Annotated in this window: 25 protein-coding genes; 11 read left to right on the top strand and 14 right to left on the bottom strand. The window is 70.0% G+C overall.

What is annotated here, in order from left to right; translation table 11 throughout:
- Window positions 1-402 precede the first annotated feature (402 nt).
- Window positions 403-1,764 carry a hypothetical protein gene (locus ABD817_RS02430; RefSeq protein ID WP_344914506.1) on the bottom strand — a complete coding sequence of 454 codons (1,362 nt, stop codon included), beginning with the start codon at window positions 1,762-1,764 and terminating at the stop codon, window positions 403-405.
- A gap of 22 nt (window positions 1,765-1,786) precedes the next feature.
- Between ABD817_RS02430 and ABD817_RS02425 the strand changes: the two genes are divergently transcribed.
- The gene (locus ABD817_RS02425) at window positions 1,787-2,497 is read left to right on the top strand and encodes a hypothetical protein (RefSeq protein WP_344914504.1); all 711 of its coding nucleotides are present in this window, start codon (window positions 1,787-1,789) and stop codon (window positions 2,495-2,497) included.
- Between the two features lie 47 nt (window positions 2,498-2,544).
- Window positions 2,545-3,099: a hypothetical protein gene (locus ABD817_RS02420; protein ID WP_344914502.1), complete on the top strand. Its 555-nt coding sequence runs from the start codon at window positions 2,545-2,547 to the stop codon at window positions 3,097-3,099.
- Here ABD817_RS02420 and ABD817_RS02415 read toward each other — a convergent pair.
- The gene (locus tag ABD817_RS02415) at window positions 3,096-4,148 is read right to left on the bottom strand and encodes an NAD(P)-dependent alcohol dehydrogenase (protein WP_344914500.1); all 1,053 of its coding nucleotides are present in this window, start codon (window positions 4,146-4,148) and stop codon (window positions 3,096-3,098) included. The genes ABD817_RS02420 and ABD817_RS02415 overlap by 4 nt on opposite strands.
- 226 nt (window positions 4,149-4,374) lie before the next feature.
- Here ABD817_RS02415 and ABD817_RS02410 point away from each other — a divergent pair, with 226 nt between their 5' ends.
- Window positions 4,375-5,085, top strand: a complete 711-nt coding sequence (locus ABD817_RS02410; RefSeq protein ID WP_344914498.1) for a DUF2306 domain-containing protein — start codon at window positions 4,375-4,377, stop codon at window positions 5,083-5,085.
- Here ABD817_RS02410 and ABD817_RS02405 read toward each other — a convergent pair.
- The 4 genes from ABD817_RS02405 to ABD817_RS02390 form a co-directional block, all read right to left on the bottom strand.
- The gene (locus tag ABD817_RS02405; RefSeq protein WP_344914496.1) at window positions 5,075-5,731 is read right to left on the bottom strand and encodes a response regulator; all 657 of its coding nucleotides are present in this window, start codon (window positions 5,729-5,731) and stop codon (window positions 5,075-5,077) included. The genes ABD817_RS02410 and ABD817_RS02405 overlap by 11 nt on opposite strands.
- Window positions 5,728-6,867, bottom strand: coding sequence for a sensor histidine kinase (locus tag ABD817_RS02400; protein ID WP_344914494.1), 1,140 nt, complete (start codon window positions 6,865-6,867; stop codon window positions 5,728-5,730). Before ABD817_RS02400 ends, ABD817_RS02405 begins: the two co-directional genes overlap by 4 nt.
- A 91-nt stretch (window positions 6,868-6,958) precedes the next feature.
- Window positions 6,959-7,597 (bottom strand): 50S ribosomal protein L11 methyltransferase, encoded by a 639-nt coding sequence (locus ABD817_RS02395; protein WP_344914492.1) that lies wholly within the window; start codon window positions 7,595-7,597, stop codon window positions 6,959-6,961.
- Between the two features lie 128 nt (window positions 7,598-7,725).
- On the bottom strand, window positions 7,726-8,319 hold the full coding sequence (locus tag ABD817_RS02390) for a TetR/AcrR family transcriptional regulator (protein ID WP_344914490.1): 594 nt from the start codon (window positions 8,317-8,319) through the stop codon (window positions 7,726-7,728).
- Window positions 8,320-8,433: 114 nt separating this feature from the next.
- Between ABD817_RS02390 and ABD817_RS02385 the strand changes: the two genes are divergently transcribed.
- Window positions 8,434-9,234 (top strand): alpha/beta fold hydrolase, encoded by an 801-nt coding sequence (locus ABD817_RS02385; protein ID WP_344914488.1) that lies wholly within the window; start codon window positions 8,434-8,436, stop codon window positions 9,232-9,234.
- 31 nt (window positions 9,235-9,265) lie between these two features.
- Here ABD817_RS02385 and ABD817_RS02380 read toward each other — a convergent pair whose 3' ends face one another.
- Complete coding sequence (locus ABD817_RS02380) at window positions 9,266-9,709, bottom strand: MarR family winged helix-turn-helix transcriptional regulator (RefSeq protein WP_344914486.1); 444 nt, start codon at window positions 9,707-9,709, stop codon at window positions 9,266-9,268.
- Window positions 9,710-9,767: 58 nt separating this feature from the next.
- On the opposite strand from ABD817_RS02380, the gene ABD817_RS02375 reads away from it, so the two are divergent.
- The gene (locus tag ABD817_RS02375; RefSeq protein WP_344914484.1) at window positions 9,768-10,331 is read left to right on the top strand and encodes a hypothetical protein; all 564 of its coding nucleotides are present in this window, start codon (window positions 9,768-9,770) and stop codon (window positions 10,329-10,331) included.
- A 43-nt stretch (window positions 10,332-10,374) separates the two neighbouring features.
- Here the strand turns inward: ABD817_RS02375 and ABD817_RS02370 are convergent, their stop codons facing one another.
- Entirely contained in the window at window positions 10,375-11,319 is a 945-nt protein-coding gene (locus tag ABD817_RS02370; RefSeq protein WP_344914483.1) for an SDR family NAD(P)-dependent oxidoreductase, read from the bottom strand.
- Between the two features lie 184 nt (window positions 11,320-11,503).
- Here ABD817_RS02370 and ABD817_RS02365 point away from each other — a divergent pair, with 184 nt between their 5' ends.
- Complete coding sequence (locus tag ABD817_RS02365; protein WP_344914481.1) at window positions 11,504-12,088, top strand: TetR/AcrR family transcriptional regulator; 585 nt, start codon at window positions 11,504-11,506, stop codon at window positions 12,086-12,088.
- A 133-nt stretch (window positions 12,089-12,221) separates the two neighbouring features.
- Here the strand turns inward: ABD817_RS02365 and ABD817_RS02360 are convergent, their stop codons facing one another.
- Together ABD817_RS02360 and ABD817_RS02355 are read right to left on the bottom strand one after the other, a co-directional pair.
- Window positions 12,222-14,741, bottom strand: coding sequence for a discoidin domain-containing protein (locus ABD817_RS02360; RefSeq protein ID WP_344914479.1), 2,520 nt, complete (start codon window positions 14,739-14,741; stop codon window positions 12,222-12,224).
- Window positions 14,742-15,137: 396 nt separating this feature from the next.
- The gene (locus ABD817_RS02355; protein WP_344914477.1) at window positions 15,138-15,701 is read right to left on the bottom strand and encodes a helix-turn-helix domain-containing protein; all 564 of its coding nucleotides are present in this window, start codon (window positions 15,699-15,701) and stop codon (window positions 15,138-15,140) included.
- Between the two features lie 78 nt (window positions 15,702-15,779).
- Here ABD817_RS02355 and ABD817_RS02350 point away from each other — a divergent pair, with 78 nt between their 5' ends.
- Together ABD817_RS02350 and ABD817_RS02345 are read left to right on the top strand one after the other, a co-directional pair.
- Window positions 15,780-17,306 (top strand): alpha/beta hydrolase family protein, encoded by a 1,527-nt coding sequence (locus ABD817_RS02350; RefSeq protein WP_344914475.1) that lies wholly within the window; start codon window positions 15,780-15,782, stop codon window positions 17,304-17,306.
- A gap of 190 nt (window positions 17,307-17,496) precedes the next feature.
- A complete protein-coding gene (locus ABD817_RS02345; RefSeq protein WP_344914474.1) occupies window positions 17,497-18,465 on the top strand; it encodes a hypothetical protein in 969 nt (322 codons plus the stop codon).
- 315 nt (window positions 18,466-18,780) lie between these two features.
- On the opposite strand, the gene ABD817_RS02340 is transcribed toward ABD817_RS02345, so the two are convergent.
- Complete coding sequence (locus ABD817_RS02340; protein WP_344914472.1) at window positions 18,781-19,098, bottom strand: hypothetical protein; 318 nt, start codon at window positions 19,096-19,098, stop codon at window positions 18,781-18,783.
- A 210-nt stretch (window positions 19,099-19,308) separates the two neighbouring features.
- Between ABD817_RS02340 and ABD817_RS02335 the strand changes: the two genes are divergently transcribed.
- Window positions 19,309-19,695 carry an STAS domain-containing protein gene (locus ABD817_RS02335; protein ID WP_344914470.1) on the top strand — a complete coding sequence of 129 codons (387 nt, stop codon included), beginning with the start codon at window positions 19,309-19,311 and terminating at the stop codon, window positions 19,693-19,695.
- A 58-nt stretch (window positions 19,696-19,753) separates the two neighbouring features.
- Window positions 19,754-20,245 (top strand): GNAT family N-acetyltransferase, encoded by a 492-nt coding sequence (locus ABD817_RS02330; protein WP_344914467.1) that lies wholly within the window; start codon window positions 19,754-19,756, stop codon window positions 20,243-20,245.
- A gap of 180 nt (window positions 20,246-20,425) precedes the next feature.
- Here ABD817_RS02330 and ABD817_RS02325 read toward each other — a convergent pair whose 3' ends face one another.
- Together ABD817_RS02325 and ABD817_RS02320 are read right to left on the bottom strand one after the other, a co-directional pair.
- Window positions 20,426-20,785, bottom strand: a complete 360-nt coding sequence (locus tag ABD817_RS02325; protein ID WP_344914466.1) for a DUF742 domain-containing protein — start codon at window positions 20,783-20,785, stop codon at window positions 20,426-20,428.
- The gene (locus ABD817_RS02320) at window positions 20,782-22,788 is read right to left on the bottom strand and encodes a sensor histidine kinase (RefSeq protein ID WP_344914464.1); all 2,007 of its coding nucleotides are present in this window, start codon (window positions 22,786-22,788) and stop codon (window positions 20,782-20,784) included. The genes ABD817_RS02325 and ABD817_RS02320 overlap by 4 nt, the downstream gene beginning before the upstream one ends.
- Window positions 22,789-23,030: 242 nt before the next feature.
- On the opposite strand from ABD817_RS02320, the gene ABD817_RS02315 reads away from it, so the two are divergent.
- Window positions 23,031-23,372 (top strand): hypothetical protein, encoded by a 342-nt coding sequence (locus tag ABD817_RS02315; RefSeq protein WP_344914463.1) that lies wholly within the window; start codon window positions 23,031-23,033, stop codon window positions 23,370-23,372.
- Here the strand turns inward: ABD817_RS02315 and ABD817_RS02310 are convergent.
- Window positions 23,282-23,650: a barstar family protein gene (locus tag ABD817_RS02310; RefSeq protein ID WP_344914461.1), complete on the bottom strand. Its 369-nt coding sequence runs from the start codon at window positions 23,648-23,650 to the stop codon at window positions 23,282-23,284. The genes ABD817_RS02315 and ABD817_RS02310 overlap by 91 nt on opposite strands.
- Between the last annotated feature and the right edge of the window lie 128 nt (window positions 23,651-23,778).

Raw genomic sequence — 23,778 nt, 5'->3', positions numbered from 1 at the left:
GCGCTGCTGGTGACCCTCGCACTCGCCACCGCCGGCGTGGTCCGGGGGATTCGACGCGGGACGGCGGACCCCTCACGAGGAGCCTGTCACGACATAGCCGCTCACACCGCATGGTCACCCGTCGAGCCTGACGGCGTCCATGCGAGGGGGCTGCGGGGACGGTCACGGAAACGTCATCCGGTCATCTGGGTATCGAGGCCGAGGCCCTCCCCGAGCCCGGCCTGTTCTGGGAGGGGCCGGTGACGCTGAAAACTCCCCCGAAGGGAAACTGAGGTCCGGGGCCGCACGGTGAGGTCACGATCGCGGATGCCGGCGACAGGCCCGGCTCCCGGTCGCCGACCCGCGGGAACCGGGCCGCGGCTTGGACACGGCGACCTGCCGGCGACGTCCGCTGCCCGCGGTTCACCTGTCGCGTCTCCAGAGCTTGCCCGTCGCCAGTTCGAGGTAGTAGACGCGTTCGCTCTGGTAGCCGCGGACCAGGAAGGGGCCCTCCTTCGACCAGCCGAGGCCGATTTCGAGGAAGTCTTCGCCGGGGAACGTGGGGGTGACGCTGGACAGACGCCTGCCGGTCTCCGGGGCGAAGGTCTCGACACTCCTCCCAAGGCCTCGGATGGCCACGAAGCGCTTCCCGTCCGGCCGGAGGTGGTACGTGTCCTCGGCGGCGTCATCCGCGATCTTCCTGAGGGGAATGCTCATCCGCGTCCTTCCCCGGTGGTCGAGCACGAGCACCTGAGAGGCCGTCGTGACCACGATCCCGCTCTCGTTGAGGTCGTGGACCTGTCGAACACCGGGGATCGACACCGTGGTCCAGGTCCTGGTGTCGATGATCCGCGTGCCGTCCTTGGTCAGGGCGACATACCTGTTCTGGCCGGCGAACGTGGGCGTGGGCACTTCGGTGTCGGCCAGCCTGCCGGTGAGGTGGTGGATGCCCTCGGAGTTCTGGTACACCATGCGGCGATCGTGCCTGTCTAGATAGACGACGGCCTGCTTGTCGGGGCTGCGCACGAACGGCGCCCGCTTGGGTGCTCCGCCCTTCCTGATGACGTACGGCGCGGCCTGCGGGAACGGCTCCCCGTTCACCAGCCACGACCGGCAGGGGGCGTCCACCTCGTCGGTCCACGAACAGGTGGGTCCGACGTACTTGTCCACCGCCGCGAACTCGGCCGTGTACTTCTGGAACGGCACGGGCATCGAGTATTCGGGCAGTTCCCGCGGCAGCGGCTGTCCGGGGGTGAGCAGCGCGCCCGACAGCACGATCGCGGTTCCCGCGAGGTAGAGAGTCCGTGTCGACCATCGGCGGATGGCCGGTTCGGTCCAGGTCGTGTCGTCCGACGCCTCGGGTGCCGGTTCGGCGGCCAGGTTCCGGGCGGCGAGCGGTACGGCCGCGGTCACGATGATCACGATGACAGCATGGGCCAGACGTGCCGGAGTGACCCCTCTGTCGATCAGCAGATAAACGCCTGTCACCACGGCGCCGCCCACACCGAGCAGCCATGCCCATCGGTAGATCTTCGCGTCGCCGTCGCCGTCGCCGTCGCCGTCGCCGTCGCCGTCGCCGTCGCCGTCGCCGTCGCCGTCGGCATGCGGCACCGGGACCGGGGCCGGTAGCCGTACGTCGCGGAAGACGGAAACGGCGCACCAGCCCAGGACCAGATAGAACGGGTCATCGGTGAGACAGGCCACGGGGACCGTGACGGTGAGGGTGATCAGCCGCCATCGGCGCAGGCCGGCGAAGTGGTCGACGGCCAGGCGGGCGTTGGCCATTGTGACGGAAAGGCCGATTAGCGTGGCGAACCTGGTCAGCCGCTCCGATGTGACCGGTATGGCCGCCGCCAGCACGGTCATCGCGGCGGCCAGCCATAAAATCGCCGGAGGTATCGTCACGAGGTATCACCGTATATGGTTTTGTGCCGTGACTTCAGGCGATATATGGCAGCAATTCGGCGTTGCTACCTGGCGCGCCAAACGTGCGAGGTCACTGTTGCGGATTGTGGTGACCGGTTTCCTGTCGCTGATGGTCGTCGCGTCGGTCCTGTGGTGGTCGGGAGCGATAACCCCGCATATCCGGTGGGACACCGACGCTTTCTTCCTCCATGCCGAGGTGGATGAGAATGGCGTCCTGTCCACCCCCATGGTTGTCAGACTCGAAAACGACGGACTGGTCCCCTTCACCCTCACCGATATCTCGGCGGAAATACCGGGGATGGTGCTGCTGCCCGCCGACGGGGCGAAGGAGGAACGTTCCCCGGTCACCGTGGGAAGTGGTGGCCGGAAGATCCTGGAGAGCCGCGTTGTCATCACCGACTGCGCGGCGGTGCCGCACGAGCCCCAGCCGGTCGCCTTCACCTACAGGACCTGGCTGGTCTCGGGTTCGGCGGAGGTGATGTGGGACTCATGGCGGCTGACGGGACCCGAAGGGGATGAGCTCCCGGTCGCCTGGCACCGAGGTCTCGCCGCCAAGGTCTGCGGTGACGCGGTGAGCCCGGACTGGCCCTGACGGCCGGCCCATCCGTGGACGACGACAAGCCGGGAAGGTTGTGACGCGTGCTGCCCGTTATGAAGATCGCCATCGGTTTCCTCTTCGCCTTCGCCGCCCTCCGGTTCAACGGCCTAGACCTGCTGTTCGACCCGGTCGGATGGGCCCTGTGCGTGTCCGGGCTGTTCCAGCTGCAGCGATCCGAGGACGACCCCTTCGGCCGGGCCAGGCCCTTCGCCATGGCCACGTTCTGCGTCTCGCTCGTCGCCCTGGTCGTGTCCGGTGCGCCCTCGAACGGCCTTCTGGATTTCTCCCCCGTCGAGCACGGGATCGGCGTCGCGAACACGGCCTGCGCCCTGATCACCGTCTGGCTGTCCGTCGACGCCGTCATCAGGCGGATCCGTTCCCACGGAGGCGTCTCCGAGGTCGCCCTCCTCGACGTGCTGCGCTGGGCCGTCGTCAGCCTGGGAGCGCTCGGCATGCTGGCCGGGTACGGCTACGCCGACCTGGGCCCTGTCCTGCCCGTCGTCTGGTTCGCGGCCGTCCTGGCCCTGATCGTCACGCTCTACCGCTCGGCCCACCTGCCGTACCTCTCCCCGGAATGGAAGCCCGTGGCGAGCTAGACGGGCGTGATTCCGTCCGTGGCGGGGCCGTGAGCGGATCGGCGTTCGGCGAGCGTGATGACGACCTTTCCCGGGGAGTGCCCTTCCTCCTGGTAGCGGACGGCCGTCCGGATCTCCTCGAACGGGTAGCCCCGGTCGATGACCGGGGTGACCTTCCCGGCCTCGATGAGTTCGGTCAGCGTCATCAGGTTCCGTTTCTTCTCCGCGCATCCGACCGCGTCCGCCCTGGCCGTCCTCTGGGACACGAAGGGCGAGGCCGCGAACGCCGAGAGCATGTGACCGACGGGCCGCAGCCATCGGCCGCCCGGTCCGCCGACGATGACGTAGGTCCCCCTGGGGGTCAACGCCCGGCGGCACGCCGACGCCGAGCGGCCTCCCGCGACGTCCAGCAGGAGGTCGTAGCGCTGTCCGTTCCGGGTGAAGTCCTCCTTGGCGTAGTCGATGACCTCGTCCGCGCCGATCGACCGGACCAGGTCCACGTTCCTCGGACCGCAGACGCCGGTGACCTTCGCGCCGAACGCCCGAGCGAGCTGTACGGCGAACGTCCCCACCCCTCCCGAGGCCCCGTTGACGAGGACCCGCTGCCCCGGCTGGATCCGTCCCTCGTCGCGCAGTCCCAGCAGGGCGGTGACGGCCGCCATCGGTACGGCCGCCGCCTGCTCGTACGACAGGTTCCTCGGTTTCGGCGCCAGCTCGTCCTGGCCGACGCACACGTACTCGGCGAAGCCGCCCTGCTTGAGCAGCGCGAACACCTCGTCTCCGGGGCGGAAGCCCGTCACGTTCCTGCCGACGGCCTCGACCTGCCCCGCCATGTCGGCGCCCAGGATGCTGATCCTCGGCCTGCGCAGCCCGAGGCCGCCCATCAGGCGCGCGACGTACGGCTCGCCTCTCATGTGGTGCCAGTCGTAGGGCTGGACGGAGGTGGCGCGGACCCGGACGAGCACCTCGCCGTCGCCGGGAACGGGTTTGTCGATGTCCGTCAGATCGAGGACATCAGGTGAGCCGTACGAGCGCAGGACGAACGCCTTCAACGTATTCTCCTCATCCATCGCGGGTGGATACGGGGCCGTCGGGAGCGCCGTACTCGCGGATCGACGTCGTGGTCGACATCGGTGGATAGCGGCGAGCGTGCCTCGTGGCCACGAGAATCAATGTAGGAAAGCTCCGCGAAGGGCTCATCAGCCGAAAGTACGCCCGATCGATGGATGATCGGCCACCGTGGTTCCGGCCGTTTCGGCGATGAATCGCCCCCGTCCGAGCCGTCACGATCGGGACATGACCAACCAGAGCATGACGGGACATCGCCCGTTCCCGCGACAGTCGCGAAGGGGCGGGCCGGCGAACGGCCGGAACGGATTCAGGGCGGACAGGCTCGTGCCCGCCGGGCTGATCCTGCTCAGCGTCATTCCCCTGGTCGCCGGTGCCGTCCGCATGACGGAACTGACCGGCGGCGCGACGGTCACGCCGGAGAACGCGCGGTTCTTCGCGGCGCCGGTGCCCGTGGTGCTGCACATCTTCAGCGTCAGCCTGTACAGCCTGCTGGGGGCCTTCCAGTTCGCCCCGGGTTTCCGCCGCCGCAGGCCTGGCCGGCACCGCGCCGCCGGGCGGCTTCTGGTCCCGAGCGGACTGGTCGCGGCGCTTTCCGGTCTGTGGATGACCCTGTTCTACGCCCGCCCGCCCGGTGACGGTGATCTCCTCGCCGTCTTCCGGCTCGTGTTCGGCTCGGCCATGCTCCTGTCCATCGTTCTCGGCCTCGCCGCGATCCGGCGGCGGGACTTCACCCGGCACCGCGCCTGGATGATCCGCGGGTACGCGATCGCGCTGGGCGCGGGCACGCAGGCGCTGACCCACCTGCCCTGGTTTCTGATCGCCGGCACGCCCGGCGAGTTCAGCAGGGCGTTGCTCGTCGCCGCCGGTTGGGTGATCAACCTCGCCGTGGCCGAGTGGATCATCCGTAGGCGGCGCCGCGGCGGGGTCAGCTCCTGACGCGCCTGGTCTCGTAGGCCCAGATGGCGATCTCGACGCGGTTGCGGGCGCCGAGCTTGGCCATCAGGCTGGCGATGTGCGACTTGACGGTGCTGAGGGAGATGTGGAACTCGTCGGCGATCTCGCTGTTGGTCCGTCCCCGCGCCACGGTGACGAGAATCTGTTCCTCCCGGTCCGTGAGCGCCTCGACGGGTCGCAGCGGCGATGAGGTGGGCCCGGTATCGGCGAAGGCGCCGAGTAGCCGAGCGGTGATGCTCGGGGCGATGAGCGCGTCGCCGTTGGCGGCGGCGTGGACGGCCTGGGAGAGCAGGACGGTGCCCGCGTCCTTGAGCAGGAAGCCCCGGGCCCCGGCCCTCAGGGCGGCGTAGACGTACTCGTCGAGGTCGAACGTGGTGATGACGACGACGGCGAGAGGGGCGTCGACGGCCGGTCCGGCGAGGAGGCGGGTGGCCTGGATGCCGTCGAGGCCGGGCATGCGGATGTCGAACAGGCACACGTCGGGGCGCAGGCGCCGCGCGAGCTCGACGGCCCGCCGCCCGTCGGCGGCCTCGCCGATGACGTCGATGTCCGGCTGGGCGTCGAGAATCATCGCGAGCCCGGTACGGACGATCTCCTGGTCGTCGGCGACGAGCACCCGGATGCTCATTCCGCCGCTCCGGACCGGGGCAGCGCGGCGGTGACGGTCCAGCCTCGATCGGGGTCCGGGCCCGCCTCGCAGGTGCCGCCGAGCAGGTCGGCGCGTTCGACCATGCCGATGAGCCCGTACCCCGGCGGTCCGGGCGGGCGGATGGAACCGGTGTCGCCGTCGTCGCTCACCCGCAGGTGCACCGACGTGTCGTCGGCGGTGACCTGGACCTCGACGCGGGTGGCGTGACGAGCGTGCCGCCGGGCGTTGGTGACCGCCTCCTGGGCGAGGCGGTAGATCGCCGCCTCGACCGAAGGGGGGAGGTCGCCGAGGTCGCCGGAGATGTCCACATCGACCGACAAACCGGACGTGCCCTGGTCCGCGAGCTGCCGGAGATCGGTGACGCGCCGGCCGGGCGCCAGGTCCGCCGGTTGGTCCCGGCGGAGGACGCGGACCATGGCGCGCATCTCGGCGAGGGCGCGCGACGCCTCGGCCTCGATCACGTGGAGCGCCTCGGTCGCGGCGTTCGGCCGCGACGCGGAGATGGCGATGCCCGCCTGGGCGCGGATCGCCATCGCCGAGACGTGATGGGCGACGGTGTCGTGCAGGTCGCGGGCCAGCTGCTCGCGTTCGAGCAGCTTGACCTGGTCGAGCTCGCGCATCCTCGCCCTCGCCCGGTAGCGGAACGCCCCGCCCAGGGTGACGGCGGAGAACACGACGGCGAACGCGGCGACCGCGTCGGCGGGGGCGAGGCGGTCGAAGACGATCGAGAGACAGACCGCGACGAGCATGATCGTCAACCCGATCACGGCCTCGCGTCCGGACCCCCACCGGACCAGCGCGTACACCACGATCAGCAGATATCCCATCGTGTACGTCTCGGCGGAGTCCCCGCCCGTCAGCAGCGGGGCCAGGCTCGTGGTGCCGAAGACGATCGCGACCACCAGCAGCGGCCTGCTGCGGCGCCACAACAGCGTGGGTATCAGCCCGATGGTGACCGCCACCGAGACGACCCGCCACGGGAGGTCCGGCCGCAGCACTCCTTCGAGCAGCGCGATCGGCACGAGCAGCCCCACCAGCGCCCAGTCCCGCCACACCCGTACCGGCGGGTTGGGGGGACGGGGCTCGTCCCACACGGATCGGACAAGGGGGAGCACCTCATCATGGTACGAGAGCCCGTACCGATCCGGATCGGCCCAAAGTACGAGAGACACCTACCCCGACGACCCGACGGCCCGGCCGCCCCGGTCACGTCTTCAGGCGCTCGAACTCCCACACGGACACCCGGTCACGCAGGCTGGGGACGATCGTCCGCCACGCCGGGTCGTACGGGATCTCGGCGCTCGCCACGATCAGCGGCTCGCTCCACCCCGGAATCTCGGCGTCGGCCAGTTTGAGCACCCCGGCCGCGGTGGTGCGGACCCGGGCGGCGCCCGCGTGGGCCAGCACCAGCCGCATCCCGTCCAGACCGTCCTGGCCCCCTCCCGCGTGGAGGTGCCGCAGCTCGGGGTCCACCTCGGGAAGCAGGGACGACGGGCGCTGGGGCGGATTGACCGCGAGCAGATCCGCGCGCATCGGGCCGAGCAGGCTCCAGTCGGCCTCCCACAGGCTCAGCCGCCTTCTCCCGTCCGGCCCGATGAATCGTTCCACGTTGCGGGCCGTGTCGGCCAGCGCCGCGGGGTCGTAGTCCTGGGCCACCACGTGAACGGCCCCCGCCGAGAGTGCCGCCAGGGTGACCAGACCGGCTCCGCATCCGGCGTCGATGACGACTTTTCCCTCGCAGTCGCCCATGGTCGCGGCCAGCAGGGCGGAGAAGGACGACGGCCGGTGGACGGCCGGGCTCGACTCGAGGTCACGGCCGACCGCGACCCAGCGGTCAATGTCCACACGATCCTCCGATCCCGCGTCACCCGTGGGATTCGCGGTGTCGAGACGACGGATTCCGCGGTCAGGCGGGAGTCCTACCCATTCCAAGATCACCATAACGGGGGCCCGTGCGGCTCCGGGGGCCGCCGTCACTTCGCCTCGGGGTCGGTGCCCGCCACGATGGCCCGCAGCCCGGCCACCACCTGGGCCGCGGACGGTGCCTGCTCGGGATCGAGGAGCCACTGCGTCATGACGCCGCTCATCAGGGCGAGCTGCGCCGCGCCGAGGGTGCGTGTCATGTCGTCCCCGACCGCGTCCTCCTCGACGCCCGCCAGGATCGCGGCCAGCCCGCGACGGCCCTCGCGCTGGCCGCGAGCCAGGTGTTGCCGCAGCTCGGGGTAGTGCTCGGCCTGCAGGAGGGCCTCAAGGCTGGCGATCCACAGCGGCCGGTGGGCGGTGAAGGACTCGATGATCCTCTCCCACATGGCCTCGTACTGTTCGGCCGGGCCGGCGCCCGGCTCGGCGTAGCCGGACAGGGTGCGGCCGGTCTCGGTGCCCCACTCGTCGATGGCCTCGATGAGGGCCGCGTTCAACAGTGCCTCGCGCGAGCCGAAGTGGTAACCGATGGCGGCCATGCTGACCCCGCCCGCGGCGGCCGTGATGTCACGGATGGTGGTGCGCGCCCATCCCTTCTCCACCAGGCAGCGCCGGGCCCCCGCCAGCAGATCCTCACGATTTCCCATGCCGGGCATGCTATCGGCGCCTGAAGCGAACGCGCCAGGCAAGCGCCTTGCGCAAATGCCCAAATCCGTCCTATGGTCGCTGACATCACAGGAAACGACCCTCGGGAGACCGCCGTGACCGATTCCGTCCGCGCCGAGTTGCGCATCGACGGCCGCCGCCTGTCCTACCTCGACTTCGGGCACCTGGGCCGCCCCCTGCTCGCCCTGCACGGTCACCTGTCCGAAGGCGCCGATTTCGCCGACCTGGCCGCCGGACTGGCTCCCGGCTGGCGCGTCATCGCTCCCGACCAGCGCGGCCACGGCGACTCCGACCGGGCGGCCGACTACTCGCGCCAGGGCTATCTCGACGACATCCTCGCCCTGCTGGACCACCTCGGCCTCGACCGGATCACGATCCTCGGCCATTCGCTGGGGGGCATCAACGCCTACCAGTTCGCCGCCCGCCACCCCGACCGGGTCGAGGCCCTGGTCAACGCCGAGGGACCGGTCTCCCTCGATCCACACGGCCCCAACCCGCTGGCCTTCGTCCTCACCCTGCGCGCCCAGGCCCCCACCCGTCAGGCGCTCATCGAAGGACTCGGCCAGGCGGCCCCCTTCTTCGCCGGCGGGCTGCGTGAGAACGCCGACGGCACCTGGCGGCTGCCCTTCCATCCGCAGGACATGGTCGACTCGGAGGACCTGGTCCACGGCGACCACTGGGACGACTGGCTGGCCGGCACCTGCCCCGCCCTGCTGGTCCGGGGCACCCGGGGCGTCATCCCCGCCGACCAGGCCCAGGCCATGGTCGAGCGGCGTCCGGGCACCCGCCTCGCCGAGCTGGACACCGACCATTTCGTCTACGCCAACGACCCCGCCGGGTTCGCCGGAGTCGTCGGCGACTTCCTCACCTCGGTGGCGGGCGCGCGGCAGAGCTGACCGGGAGGGCCGAGGCGGCGGTTCGTCCGTGTCACGGGCCGTCGGGTGACGCCAGGCGGGCGGTCTGGGCCTTGAGGACCGCGATGGTGTTGGTGACGTAGTCGAGGATCACGGCCAGCTCGCGCTCGTCGTACTTCGTCATGAAGTCCCCCATCTCGCGACCGAGGTCGGCGAAGATGTCGCCGAGGTCGGGAACGTTTCCGGTGACGGCGGAGACGAGCACGCGGCGGCGGTCGCCCGGGTCGGGGACGCGCCGCACGTAACCGGCCCGTTCCAGCCGGTCGACCAGCGCGGTGATCGCGCTGGCGCCGAGCCCGAGTTCGGTGGCGAGCGCCCCGGCGGGCAGCGGGCCGTTCCTGGTGACGAATCCCAGGGCCTTGTGGTCGGCGGCGTTCAGTCCGAGCCGTCGTGCGACCGCCTCGTGGAAGAGCACGATCGCGGTGCTCAGCTCCCATCCCAGTTCGGCGCCACTCATCATCGCTCCAATTCTTCGATGTAGTGAATATTTCACTATGTCGAAGTATCTTAGCGGTATGACTCTCTCTTCGGGGCTGCGGCTCAGCCGTGACGCGGCGCGCTGGGGTGTGCGCTTCTACGTCCGGCACTTCTGGATCGTCCTGGGGCTTTCCCTCGTCCCGACCGTTCAACGCTTCGTCGCCGTGCGCTGGGGGCAGGACCTCCCGGCCGTGGTGAACATCGCCGCCGAGATCCTCACCGGGGCCGGCCGGGTCCTGCTGCTCTACGTGATCCTGAGGCTGGCGATCGTCAACGACCCCGAGCTGCGGCCCCTCGACCGTGACGCCCGCTGGGAGCGCCTGGGGTCGTTCGCGAAGCGCAGGAGGTACGACGTCGTCGTCCAGTTCCTCGTCCTGGGGGCGGCCTTCTTCGTGCTGGACGTCCTGCCCAACCTGGCCATCGAGCACTGGGTCGCGGAGGACCGGCGCGAGCTGGTGGCGTCGCTTCTCGTCTCCGCCAAGAATCCGACGGTGATCGCCTTCACGATCGTCTGGATGGTCGGGGTGGCCCGCCAGATGATCCTTTCCGGGGAGCCGCGGGAGGCGGCCGATTCTCCCGCGGGTCCCGATGCCGACAGGTGATCAGGAAATGGGGGGTTTCGGCTTTTGAGCGACCTGGTGGTCGTTACCGGCCGAGCGTCTCGACGGACACCTGCCAGAGCCGGGCGGCCGCCTCGGGGTCGAGCGCGTACGCGGCGACGCCCTTGCGGCTGCCCGGCTGGTTCTGGACCGCCTCGTTGCAGTCCTCGAAGTAGCGTCCGCCGACGCCTTCGAGCAGCGGCGACGTCGCGACCAGCACGGACGTGGCGGCACCCTGCTCGGGCGTCTTCCACGTGATGCCCGTGCCACCGGCCGCCGCGATCGCCCGGTCGAGCTCCTCCTGGGAGATGTGCCGCTGGAGGTTGGTCCGGATGCTGCCGGGCATGAGCGCGTTGACGGTGACGCCGTCGCTCGCCCAGCGCTTCGTCGCCTCGACCGCGAACAGCACGTTGGCCGTCTTGGACTGGCCGTACGCGGCCCACGGCTCGTACGCGCGCTCCCTGAAGTGGATGTCCTCGAAGACGACCGGCGACCTCAGGTGCGCGCCCGAACTGACCGACACGACGCGGGCGCCACCGGCCGCCGCGAGGGCCCGGTGCAGTCCGGTGGCGAGCGCGAAGTGGCCGAGGTGGTTGGTGGCGAACTGCAGCTCCCAGCCCTCCGGCGTACGGGTCTCGGGCGAGGCCATGACACCGGCGTTGTTGACGAGGATGTGCAGCGGGCCGTCCCACGCGGCCGTGAACGACGCCACGGACGCCTGGTCGGCGAGGTCCAGCGGGGCGACGAGGACCTGCTTGTTGCCGGTGGTCGCGATGATGTCGTTCGCGGTGCGCTCTCCCGCGTCGAGGTCGCGTACCGCCAGGGTCACCTCCGCGCCCGCTCCGGCGAGCGCCCGTGCGGTCTCGACGCCGATGCCGGACGCCCCGCCGGTCACGATGACGCGGCGGCCGGTGAGGTCGACGCCGTCCACGACCTCGGCGGCGGTGGAGGTGGCGGTGAACGGAGTGGTGATGTGTGTGGTCTCAGTCATGATCCTGCCCGTCCTGCTTGGCGGTTTGCCCGACGATGCGCATGGGAGGCCCAGCCGGTACGATGTGCAAACGGAGGAGCCTCCACTACGAACGACTCTAAGCGGAGTTTCCTCCGTTTAGCAAATCGCCCTCGGCGTCAAGATCGCCGACTACCGTGTCCAGACGGACTGACGAGGAGAGATCGTGTCGGCCACCGGCCCTCGACCGCTACGTGCCGACGCGCGGCGCAACCGCGACCGGCTGCTTGAGGTCGCCGTGCGCGCCTTCTCCCACGACGGGCCGGACGTGACGCTCGACGCGATCGCGAAGGCCGCGGGGGTCGGCATCGGCACCCTCTACCGCCATTTCCCCACCCGCGAGGCGCTCATCGAGGAGGCGTACCGCAGCGAGCTGAACAGGTTGTGCGACGTCGTGCCGGACCTGCTGGGGACCATGCCGCCCGACGAGGCGACGCGCGCCTGGATGGATCACTTCGTCGACTACATGACGACCAAGCGCGGCATGGCCGACGCGTTGCGCGTGGTCATCGCGTCCGGCGGGAATCCGTACGCGCAGAGCCTCGATCGGCTCGTCGAGGCGATCTCGACGCTGCTGCGGGCCGCCGTGGCCGCCGGGACCGTGCGGCCGGACGTCGAGCCGATCGACGTGCTCGCGAGCATCAGCGGTGTGTCCCTCACCGCGGGCGAGCCCGAGCAGCGCGACCAGGCCCGCCGCCTGCTCGACCTGCTGATGGACGGGCTGCGCTACGGAGCCTCCAAGGCCCCCTGACGCGGGAGACGCCCGGCCGCGTAACGCGGAACACCGTGGGCCTCCGCGATGGCGGAGACCCACGGTGTGGGGTGGAACGCCTGATCAGCGGGGAGAGCGCTGTGACCACCGCTGATCAGGCGGGCTCAGGAAATCAGGGGTAGGAGACGAGCTTGGACGGGATCGTCGCGGTGCCGTAGGCGGGACCGCCGACACCGTTGATCACGTGGTTGACCCGGCCGTTGCCGCCGAGGGAGACGGTGAGCAGGCTGTGGAACTTGACGCCCGGCTTCACCGGCGCCTCGAAGCCGTTCTCCACCTCGATCGTCGGGTCGACGTTGAAGTAGACGTAGCTGCCGAGACCCCAGCCCTCGTGGGTGTTGACCGCGGGGCCGACCTTGTAGGCCGCCCATCCCTTGCTGCTGCCGTTCATGTAGGCCGCCTGGTTCGGCGGGTCGTACGCCTTCTCGTTCTGGAAGAAGATCGTCCGGCCGCGCTCGCCGTACCACTCGACGTCGTACTTGCGGTAGTGCTCGACGAACAGGCCGGTGGCCAGGACGTCGTCACCGTTGACGATCAGGCCGGTCTCGGCCGTGTTGACGTTCCAGCCGATGCCCTCACCGTGGTCACCGCGCCACAGCCAGGTGTGGTCGATGATCACGTCGTCGCTGTTGATGACGACGCTGGTGGTGGCGTTACCGGCGAAGGCGCCGCCGATGCGGACGAAGACGTCCTGCAGCGTGGTCGGGTTGGCGGCGTGGTCCGCGCTCGACCCCTGCGGGCCGACCTCGATGAGCACGTCGGACTTCTGCGTGCCCGCGTCGACCAGGAAGCCGGCGAGCTTCACGCCGTCCACGTCGGCCACCTTGACCGCGGTGGAGCCGCCGCCCGGGATGATCGTCGCGAGGCCGAGGCCGAGGACCACGGTGTTCGCGCGGGTCACGTTGATCGGCTGGCTGAGGTTGTAGATGCCGGGGGTGAGCAGCAGGTGCAGACCCTGGTTGAGCGCGGCGTTGATGGTCGCGGCCGAGTCGCCGGGCTTGGCGACGAAGAACTGGCCGAGCGGGAGCGAGGTGCCGGGGGTGGGACCGTTCGCCCAGCTCACACCGCGCGCGTTGGTCCGCTTGGCCGGGACGAACACCCGGTAGGCGCCGGCGCCGTCCACGTAGAGGTACGGCTTCTCGCGGCTGATCGGGGTGTTCTCCAGCGTGGTGTAGGACTTGCCGAGGAAGTCGGTGGCGGGAGCGCCCTGCACCCCGGAGAAGACCATGTTCCACACGCCGTTGACCCAGCCACCGACGGAGCTGTCACGGGTGTACCACTGCTGCTGCGAGTACGGGCCGACGCTGCCGTCGATCTTGCTGTCCGCGATGTAGCCGCCGCTGGCCCAGCCGTAGCCGGTGGGAGCCAGGTTCAGCGCGCCCTTGATGTGCATGCGACGGAACGGCGCGGCCTGGGAGACGGCCCACTGGTTGGTGCCGCCGGGAGGCTGCACCGACAGGTTCTCCGTGGAGCGCCAGAAGTTCTGGGTGGCGTTGCCGTTGAACCAGCCCGCGTCGACGGTCACGCCGCTGAGGGTGACGTCGTCGGGGTTCTGGCCCAGACCGATGATCGAGGTGTAGAAGCCGACCTTGGCGTTCACGTTGTAGGTGCCCGGCTTGAACAGGAAGGCGTGGCGCCCGGTGCCGAACTGGGCCGACTCCTGCTGGGTGAACACCGCGTCGAGCTGGCTCTGGATGGTGGCGCTGGACATCGACGGGTCGAAGACGTGGACGTTCGGGCCCAGCGGGCCGCCGCCGGGCAGCTCGGGAACGGTGCCGCCCGTGGTGTACACCGCGAACTCCCACAGGGAGTAGCCGTAGGGGGTGCCTCGCGTGGTGCCCAGCATCCGGACGTAGCGGGCGGAGCCGGTCACCGCATGCGACTGGACGCCGCCGGTCGCGCCGGTGACGGTCTTCAGATCGGTCCAGGTGGTGCCGTTGGTCGATCCCTGCAGCTTGAAGGCGCTCGCGTACGCGGCCTCCCACCTCAGGTCGATCTTGCAGAGGGTCTGGGCCGAGCCGAGGTCCACCTGGACCCACTGCGGGTCGCCGGCCGCGCTGGCCCAGCGGGTCCCGTTGTTGCCGTCGAAGGCGGCGCTCGCGGGAAGGCCGGCGTCCTGGATCGACGAGGCGCTGTAGGTCTTGTTCAGCGCGGCGTTGGTGGTGCCGCACGGCTCGCCGGGGCCGGGGCCGCCGTCGGGGCCGAAGACCTGGAACTCCCACAGGGAGTAGCCGTAGCCGGTGGCCCGGGTGACGCCCTGCACGCGGACGTACCGGCCGGTGCCGGTGACGTCCCAGGTGTCGATCCCGCCGTCACCACCGGTGACGGTCTTCAGATCCGTCCACGTGGTGCCGTTCGTGGAGAGCTGGACCTTGTATCCGCTGGCGTACGCGGCCTCCCAGTTCAGCACGACCCTGTTGATGCTGGTCGAGGTGCCGAGGTCCACCTGGAGCCATTGGGCGTCGGTGGCGGCGCTGGACCAGCGGGTGCCGGCGTTGCCGTCGACCGCGGCGCTCGCGGGGGTTCCGGCGTTCTCGGTCGACGAGGCCGTCGCGGTCTTGCCCTGGGACAACAACGTGTCGGCGAAGGCGGGGGTCGACGGTACTGCGATCAGGGCTGCCGCGACTGCCAAGGCAGTCCATAAGGCGGCAGGACGGAACAGACCTCTCATGCATGTCTCCACTGCGGATCCGGGGGGTGGAAGGTCTAACAGCAGGTGAAGGGCGACTTACGGGGAACGGTAAATCAACGCCTTATTTCTACACTTAATTTAACTTGTCGGAAACATGACGTCAATGGGTCAAAAGTCGTGGATGGTCGCTTTGGGGGGAGATTTCGGTAACCACCTGGCCGCAAGCGCATGCGTGCCTCGGGAGCGGGCCGTGGCGGGAGTCTCAGCCCGGAAGCCGGGATGGAAGTCGGCGCGGGAGCCGGGAGCCGGGGAGAGGCGGCCGGTGCGAGAGGTCGAGAGGTCGGTCCGGGGGTCAGGGGGATCCCGGGGACGGACAGACGCGGGTGAGGTGCGCGGTCAGTCCTCGTCGGCGGGCATGGCGAAGAGCCGGACGTACATGGGGCGCGCACCGGGGGAGGCGTCCTCGGGCCGGGGGCTGTATTTCATCAGCAGCGCGATGTAGGCCTCCATGAACTCCTTGAACTCGGCCTTGGTCATCCGGCCCAGGCCGCGTGAGCCGGTGGCCCACTCGGGATCGCGCAGGTAGGCCTCGGGGAACCGCTCGAACAGCTCGCGGTCCTCCTCCATGCCGATCCGGTGGAACTCGGCGAGCACGGGACGATCCTCGGGGGCGAGCTGGCCGGGCGTGGGAAGCCGCAGGTCGCGAGGACTCTCGGCCTTGCGCCACCAGCGCTCCCTGCCGGTCGAGCGCTCCGGGATCTCCTCGACGAAGCCGTACTTCTCAAGCTGGCGCAGGTGGTAACTGGTCGTGCCGGTCTTCGCGCCGAGCAGTTCGCCGAGCGTCGTGGAGGTCGCGGGACCGTGCACGTTGAGATGGCGCAGCATGAGCCGCCGCATGGGATGGGCCAGGGCCTTGAGTTTCCCCGGATCGTCAAGCAGGAACGGCTCGTCATCCTTCATGAGGAGCAGCCTAGTCCTGCAGAACGATATCTGCAGACAAGCCTTTGCCGAGAACTCTCTGCAGAGTAGCTTCGGCATATGAGAAGAACCGTCCCCGCCTCCACGGGACTCCGGGCGGCGGTCGTCACCGCCGCCCTCTGCCTGCTCACGGTTCCGGCGGTCCCCGCCGCCGCCACCACCGTCATGCCCGCGTCCGCGATCACGACCACGGCCCCGACCCCTGCGACCTCGACGACTCCGGCGACTCCGGCGAACGCCACGCCCCCCGGCGTACCCTCCGACCTCGCGGCGACGGAGGTGAGCTTCCGCGGTGGCGGCGGTCTCGCCATGCACGGCACGGTCATCTCGCCTACCGGGGCGGGGTCCGCGCGTCCGGGCATGGTCCTGGTGCACGGCGCGGGCACCGGCACGCCCCGCGAGAAGCTGATGGGCGAGGCGGTCGCGTTCGCCCGGCAGGGAATAGTCGTGCTGATCTACGACAAGCGTTCGGAGAACTACTCGCTCTTCAAGCGGTCCTACTCGCTGCTCGCCGACGACGCGCTCGGCGCCCTGGCCGTCCTCCGCTCCCAGCCGGGCGTCGACCCGGCGAAGACCGGAATGTGGGGGCTCAGCGAGGGGGGCTGGGTGGTCCCCGTCGCGGCGGCGCGGTCGAGTGACATCGCCTTCGTCGTGCTCGTGGGCGCCAACGGGCTGCCGCCGCTGCGGCAGCAGACCTGGGCCGTGGCGGCCGGGCTGCGCAAGGCGGGGGTGTCGGGATCGCTGATCGACCGGGCCGAGTTCAACCTGTACCGGACGATCGCCGACGGCGGCATGTTCCCCGAGCCGTACTACGACCCCGAGCCGACGATCGCCGCGGTACGCCAGCCGGTGCTCGGCATCTGGGGGACCCACGACCTGCTGACCCCGCCCGAGGAGAGCCCGCCGATCTTCGCCAGGGCGCTGGAGAAGGGGGGCAACAAGCACTACACGTCCCGCTTCTTCCCCGATGCGGATCATGCCGCCCACCAGACCCCCGACGGCGGCGTCACCAGGTCACCCGAACTCGCCCCGGGCTACGCCGAACTGGTCGGCTCCTGGGTCGGCGACGTCACGGCGGGCCGGCCTCCGGCGTCGAGCACGTCCGGGCCCGCTCCGGTGCAGGCCTCACGGACCGTGCCGGTCGATCCCCCCGCCCTGTGGGAGTCGGCGCCGGTCCAGCTGACGGCCCTGCTGCTGATCCTGGTCGCCTTCACCGGCTACCCGGTGGTCGCGTTGGTACGGCGCCTTCGCGGCCGGTCGCGGCCTCCGGTGGCCGGGGCGGCGCGGCTGCTCAGCGCCGGAGGGCTCGCGGCGGTGCTCGGATCGCTCTCCTACCTGTTCTACCTGGTGATGACCGGCGGCAAGCTGGCCGCTCCCGGGCCGGTGGTGGCGGAACGCCCGCTGCTCTGGCTGCTGCTGCAGGCCCTCGCGGTGGCCTCCGTGGTCGCGACGGTCCTCACCGCGCTCGCCTGGCGCCGCGCCCGCGCCTCGGTGTCGCGGGGGGAAGGGGTACGGCTCGGCCTGCTGCTCGCGGGTGGGGTGGTCTTCGTTCCGTGGGCCCTCTACTGGGGGTTGCTGCTGCCCTGACGGAAGGCCCGTCGTGGTGCCCGGCCCGGCACCCTTTCCATGGCGACCTTCCACGGTGACCTTCCACTGTGCAAGGGAACGAGGGCTGCCGGAAAGGTCCATACGGCTGAAAGCAAGGAAGGGAGGTGGTATAAGTGCTAATAAATCATTTATCTGTAGCAATTCCGACACGCGGAATATTTGTGGTGGTATGAGAGCTTTCGTATTGTCCGTAGCGGCTGTTGGCGTCCTGATCGCCGTCATCGGCTGGCTGGGTGCCATCGACATCCGGGACACCTTCTCCGCTTCGGCCGTGAGTGACGCGGGTCCCTCCGCGAGTGACAAGCGGGCGATCAGGAGCTTCGTGGAGGCGGGCAAGGGCGCGAGCGGCGCTTCCACGGCGACGGACAAGCGGGTGGTCAAGACCTCCGTCACGAAGGTCGGCGGCAAGTCCTACCTCAGGGTGCAGGTGACGAGCGGCTACAGCACCACCAGACGGTTCTCCGTGAAACAACGTGTCTGCGTGAACAAGAAATGCCGGACGGTGACGACCGGCCTGTCGGTGAACGCCGGGCGGACGGCCTGGCAGGAAACATACCTCGGTACCGGTACGTACAAGAAAAGCGGCACCTTCTCCGTTTCCGTGACGACGCCGCAGCCGGCGAAGTCCACCCCCGCGCCCCGGGTGACCGTCACCGTACGGCCCACGACCCCGGCCGTGACCACCACGATCACGGTGACCGAGACCGTGACCACCACCGTGACGGCGACCGCGACCGTCACTGCGACGGCGACGGCGACCGTCACCGCGACGGTCACCGCCACCCCCACCCTGCCCCCCACTCTGCCCCCAACCCTGCCCCCGTCGCCTCCCACCCTGCCGCCGACGCCCCCCACCGTGCCCCCGACGCCCCCCACCGTGCCCCCGACGCCGAACGGCCAGCTCTGCGGCGCGCCCGCCAACCCCTACGGGTTCACGTACTGCCCCACGGGGAGCAAGGTGTATCCGCCCGCGCCTGACGTCACCTGCCTGGTTTTCCGGTGCATCGAGAACTTCCCCAACGGGAGGGGCTACCTGGTCATGTGCAAGGACGGCATGGTGAGCATGTCGGGCGGGCTCTCCGGGGTCTGCTCCTACCACGGAGGGTGGCAGCAGGACGTGAACCGGAACGCCGCGTAGGCCGGGGTGACGGCACGCTCGCGGAGATCCCAGGGCTTCCGGGGGCCGAGGCCGGGCGGTGATCTCACGGCCCGGCCGTGGCGTTCGTCGCCCCGCCGTACTTTCCCGAGCCCTTCCGGCTTTCCCGAGCCCTTCCGGAGAACGTCTCCCGGGCATGTTTCCCACAACGACGGGAGGCGCGGCCTCCCTCACCGAGACCGCGCCTCCCAATGCCTCCTGATGCCTCCTGAGGCTTTCCGGTGTCTCCCGAGGACTCTCCGCGCCGGTACGGGGGCACGTACGTACCGGCCTCGTCCTCCGGTGTGCTCGTCGTGTTCAGTGGTCCTTGTCTCGTTTGGCGGGAGTCCGTTGGTCCGCCTCGTCAGCCAGCTGATCCTCCACGATGGCGCACCAGCGGTGCCATCGCGCCAGATCGAGATGTTCCTCCACATCGCCCACACCCGCCTCGGCCATGAGCTGGTGGCTGCTCGCCGCCGCCTCGTGGGCGTTGACCAGCGCGTGATGCCCGTGGTTGGCGAGTGATTCGCTGACAGCCAGATTCACGGCTATCTCTCCCATTGTCTTGGGTCGGCCAGAAAGTCCGTCGCCGAACCCCTTCCCGGCGAAGTCGTGGCTCTCCAGATCGTCGCTCATAGCTGCTGAGTGCCCCGCAAGTCCTAGATCTATCTGGGACATCCGATCCGATGTGGGCGACTTCCTGATGGGAAAGCCGTGAGCCGGGTCCAGGGGGTCCCAAGCCGAGGACGCGATTCGCTTACGGGCGTGTTGCAGTTGGCCGGAGAGTGCCTTCTCACCAAGATCTTTAAAATAACCTCGAGGCAACCGGCGTAAGGATCGTGGGGGATGACGACGCGGCTTGATCTCTCGGTCCGCAGGCACGAAGGCGCCTCGGTGATCGTGCTCGCCGGTGAGCTGGACAAGCTGTCCAGCCCCCGGTTCCGTGACGTCATGGTCACGCAGCTGGACGACGGGGTGTGCCACCTGGTCCTCGATGTCACCGGCCTGAGCTTCTGCGATTCCACCGGCCTGTGGACCATGCTGGAGCTGCGGCGGCGCGTGGGCGCGGCGGGAGGCCGACTGCGGCTGGCCGGTGCCCACGGGGTCCTGGAACGGATCCTGACGATCACGGGCCTCGCGGGCGCGTTCTCCCTCGACCCCGACGTCCCCACGGCACTGCGGGCCGTGAGGCAGGCCGCTCCGGACGCGAAGCCTCCCTCCGATCCACGCTGAGGAGATCGGGACACCGGGGAGGTGGAACGGGCCGGTCACCGGGCACTACCCTGCACGGATGACGGAAGTGGAGCTGCGCGGCTGGCGGCCCGACGACATGCCGGTCGTGCTCGACGCGTTCAGCTCCCCGGACATGGCGGAGCAGGCGGCCCGGCCCATCGACACCGCCCAGGCGGCGCTGGAGTGGATGGGGGTCTGGGGGTTCCGCGACGACGCGCGGGCGTTCGCCGTGGTGTCCAACGGCGAGGTCGTGGGCAATGTCGCGGTGAGCAACATCGACGCGCACGGCACCGGCTGGGTCTCCTACTGGACGCTCCCGCGCGCCAGGGGACGGGGTGTCGCCGTGGCCGCCACCAGGAAGATGGCCGAGTGGGCGTTCAGGGAGCGAGGGCTGTTCCGACTGGAGCTGGCGCACCGGGTCGGCAACGTCGCCTCCTGCGCGGTGGCCACCAGGGCCGGATTCCTGCCCGAGGGCATCGAGCGGTCCAAGCTGAGCTACGAGGGCGTCCGCTACGACGTGGAGCGGCACGCCCGCCTGGCCATCGACTGAGCGGCGGGGGGCAGCGGGCTCCGGGACCGGCGAGGGGGCGGCCCGGGGAGCCGGGCCGCCACCCGTAGCCCGCCACCCGTAGCCCGCCACCCGTAGCCCGCCACCCGTAGCCCGCCACCCGTAGCCCGTGGCCCGGGGGCAGAGGCCCGGGGGCAGAGGCCCGGGGGCAGAGGGGCGGAGTCAGAGGGTTTTGAGACCGGCGAGGAGATCGCGGAGCAGGCTCTCGCGGGGGAGCGTGGCCGGGCGCGCGGGGGGCCGTACGTTGACGAGGCCGCTGTCGCGCAGGTCGCCGAGGAGCACCCGGAGCACCCCGACGGCCAGGGCGGTCCGCGCGGCCAGCTCGACGACCGGGATCGGTGTGCGGCAGGCGTCCAGGATCGACAGGTGCTCGGGCTGCAGCTCCCGGTGGGGGGCACCGACCGCCACCACCACCGCCATCAGGTCGAAATGGGCTCCCGCGGCCCTGGTCCGGCCGCGGGTCATCGTGTAGGGGCGGATGATCGGACCGGGCTCCTGGTCGAGCGGGTGCTCCACTGTCACGGTCCATTCTCCCGCCCGGCGTGCCGCCATCCGTCGGGGAGCGACCCGGACACGCCGCTCGGGACGGCGCCCTCGCCCTCGCGGGGCTCCCGGGTGCCCGCGGCCGGGTCCTTGGGGGAGGTCCGATCGGCGGGTACGGTCTGGCGCACCCGTTTGGGCAGGCCCTCGCCCGGGGGTAACCGTTCGACCTCGACCGAGTAGGTGAACCGGGGATCGACCGGTTCGACCACCAGCTCGTTCGGGAGCATCACGATCGCCGTGGTGCCGCCGAAGGGGGAGGGGCGCAGGAAGACGCGGATGCCGTGCCGGATGGCGAGCTGCGCGACGACGAACAGGCCGAGACGGTCGCTGTCGGCCAGGTCGAACTCCGGCGGATCGGCCAGCAGCATGTTGAGCCGGGACGTCTCCTCGGGGGAGATGCCGAGCCCCCTGTCCTCGACCTCGATGGCGTAGCCCCTGGCGACCATGTCGCCGTGGACGCGTACGGAGGTGTGCGGGGGAGAGAACATGGCGGCGTTCTCGACCAGCTCGGCGACCAGGTGGATCACGTCGGTGACGACCGCGCCGATCACGGACGGGCCGTGCGGGACGTCGATCGTCACGCGAGGGTAGTCCTCGACCTCCTCGACCGCGGCGCGGACCACGTCGTAGATCGTGACCGGTTTCCGCCATCCCCGGCCGGGGGCGGCGCCGGACAGGATGATCAGGCCCTCGGAGTGGCGGCGCATCCGGGTGGTCAGGTGGTCCAGGCCGAAGAGGTCCTCAAGGGTCGCCGGGTCGCTGGCCCGCCGCTGCATGGCCTCCAGCATGCTGAGCTGCCGGTACAGCAGGGACTGGTTGCGCCTGGCCAGGTTCACGAAGACCTTGTTGACGCCCCTGCGCGTCTGGGCCTGGCCGACGGCCGCCTCGACCGCGGTCCGCTGTACGGAGGAGAACGCCTGGGCGACCCCGGCGACCTCGGTGGTGCTGCCGACCGTGAGCTCGGGGGTCTCGGAGCGGACGTCCTCGCCCCGGCGGAGCCGCTGGACCACGTCCGGCAGCCGCTTGCCGGCGAGGTCGAGGGCCGCCTGCTGGAGGCCGACGAGCTCACCGGCGAGCCTCCGGCCGAACCGTACCGAGACGAAGACGGAGAGCCCGATCGCGACCAGGCCGAGTCCTGCGGCGAGGCCGATCCGGATCATGGTGTCCCTGGCGAGGGGCAGGGACCGCTCGCTGATGCGCCTGCTGACGTCCCCGGCGCGCCTGTCGAAGTCGTCGGAGAGCCGGGTGGCGATCCCGGCCCAGGAGGGTTCGGGCACGGCCGACGCGGTGACGGCGTCCTCGATCCTCTCGAACGAGGAGTAGTCGGAGGAGTCGCGCAGGGGGGTGTAGAGGGCCTGGAACTCGGCGTCGAACTGGTCGAAGCCCAGGGAGTAGAGAAGCCTGCGGCCGGTGACCAGCTGGCCGAACCTCTCGCGCTCGCCGGGGCTCATCGTCCCCTCGACGACGGCTCCGGATATCAGCGCGGCCTGCTGGCTGAGCATCTCGCGGCTCCGCCCGACCATGACGACGGCTCGCGTCTGGTCGGTCAGCTCGACGTCGGCGGATATCCGGATCTTCTCGTAGGCGTCGAAGGCGGCCGCGATGATCCCGCTGTAGGCGTCGAGGACCCGCAGCCGGGGTTCGGTACGGGTGTCGACCCCGCTGCGGATGTCGGTGAGCCGTTCCAGCGAGGCGAGGAGCCGGCTCAGGCGGCCCCAGGTGGCGGGGGAGATGTCGGGGCGGATCTCGGTGGTGAGCCGTTCCAGCTCGGCTTTGGCGCCGTTCGTCCGGAGGCGCTGGGCGTCCAGCTCCGCCCGGGGGACGTCGATGTCTCCCAGGACGGAGAGCGACAGCATCCGCTCGTGCTGGAGCGCGGTGGTCACCTTCCTGGTGGGCACGACCACGTGCTCGTAGCCACCACGGATTTTGAGCAGCTCCTGCCCATCCTGGACCGCGAGGTTGGCCGCAAATACCCAAATCACTACAAGGGATATAATAGGTACCAGGAGTAAGGCAAAAATCTTTACCCTGATTGAGTATTTTCGGGTGGCCATAATACCTCGCACACCTTGAGATGCGTGGTTAACAATGGCCAAACATAGCAATGTGGGTCACTTGGGACCAGACGTGCACGCGAGTCACGTTGAGATGATTTATCGTGCTGTGTCGGTTCGGAACCATCGGTCCCTCACGTGCGTCTCTTTAGATAGGAGGGGGGTCAACGATGCAGAGGATCGCGGACCTGATCGGAATCGAGGCTGAGCGCGCCGGTCAGGCGGCGCTGGCCCGTGGCGGCGAGCTGGCGGGAGCGGGGGCGGTGCAACTGGTCCGCTTCGGGCCGCCGCAGGTGATCGCCGAGGTCGACGACGGCGCCGCGTGCGTCGAGTTCCGGATCGTCGACGAGGCCCTCCGCTGGCACTGCAGCTGCCCCGAGGGCAGGAACGGCGTCTTCTGCGCCCACTGCGTGGCGACGGCTCAGTCGGTCAGGATGAGGACGGACAGGAAGGACTCTCCCCCTGTGCCGTCGGCGACCGCCTCGGTGAGAACGGTGCGGATGGCGTCGTAGGCCGGGCGGTCCCCCGCCCGCAGCGTTGACGGCTCCGCCCAGATCAGCGTGTGCTCGCCCGGCGGCAGCCACGACAGGTCCGTCAGCACGTCGTAGAGCGCGTCGAGGTTGTGCCCGAAATGGTCGGGCAGGTCGAGGGCCTCGGCGATCGCGTCCATCGCCTCGGCCGAAGTGGTGATCCTCGCGCCGTCCAGCGGATGCGGCGTGGCGTCGCCGAGCATGGACTCGACCTCCCCTGCCGACCCCTGGCGGAACGTCCCCCTGAACACCGTGGTCATCGTCGCCCCCGGCCGGTGGCGGGCGCGGCACGGCCGCCCGGCCGGCTCGTCTCGCGGGCGACGCCGTGGATCACCATCGGCCGTGCCCCCTGAGCTGCTGGTTCGTGCTGCCTCTCGGACCTCTCACC

It is taken from the genome of Streptosporangium oxazolinicum, from assembly GCF_039537505.1.
Taxonomy (GTDB): domain Bacteria; phylum Actinomycetota; class Actinomycetes; order Streptosporangiales; family Streptosporangiaceae; genus Streptosporangium; species Streptosporangium oxazolinicum.
The sequence above is the reverse complement of the archived record's forward strand: the minus strand, read 5'-3'. Positions and strand labels throughout refer to the sequence as shown.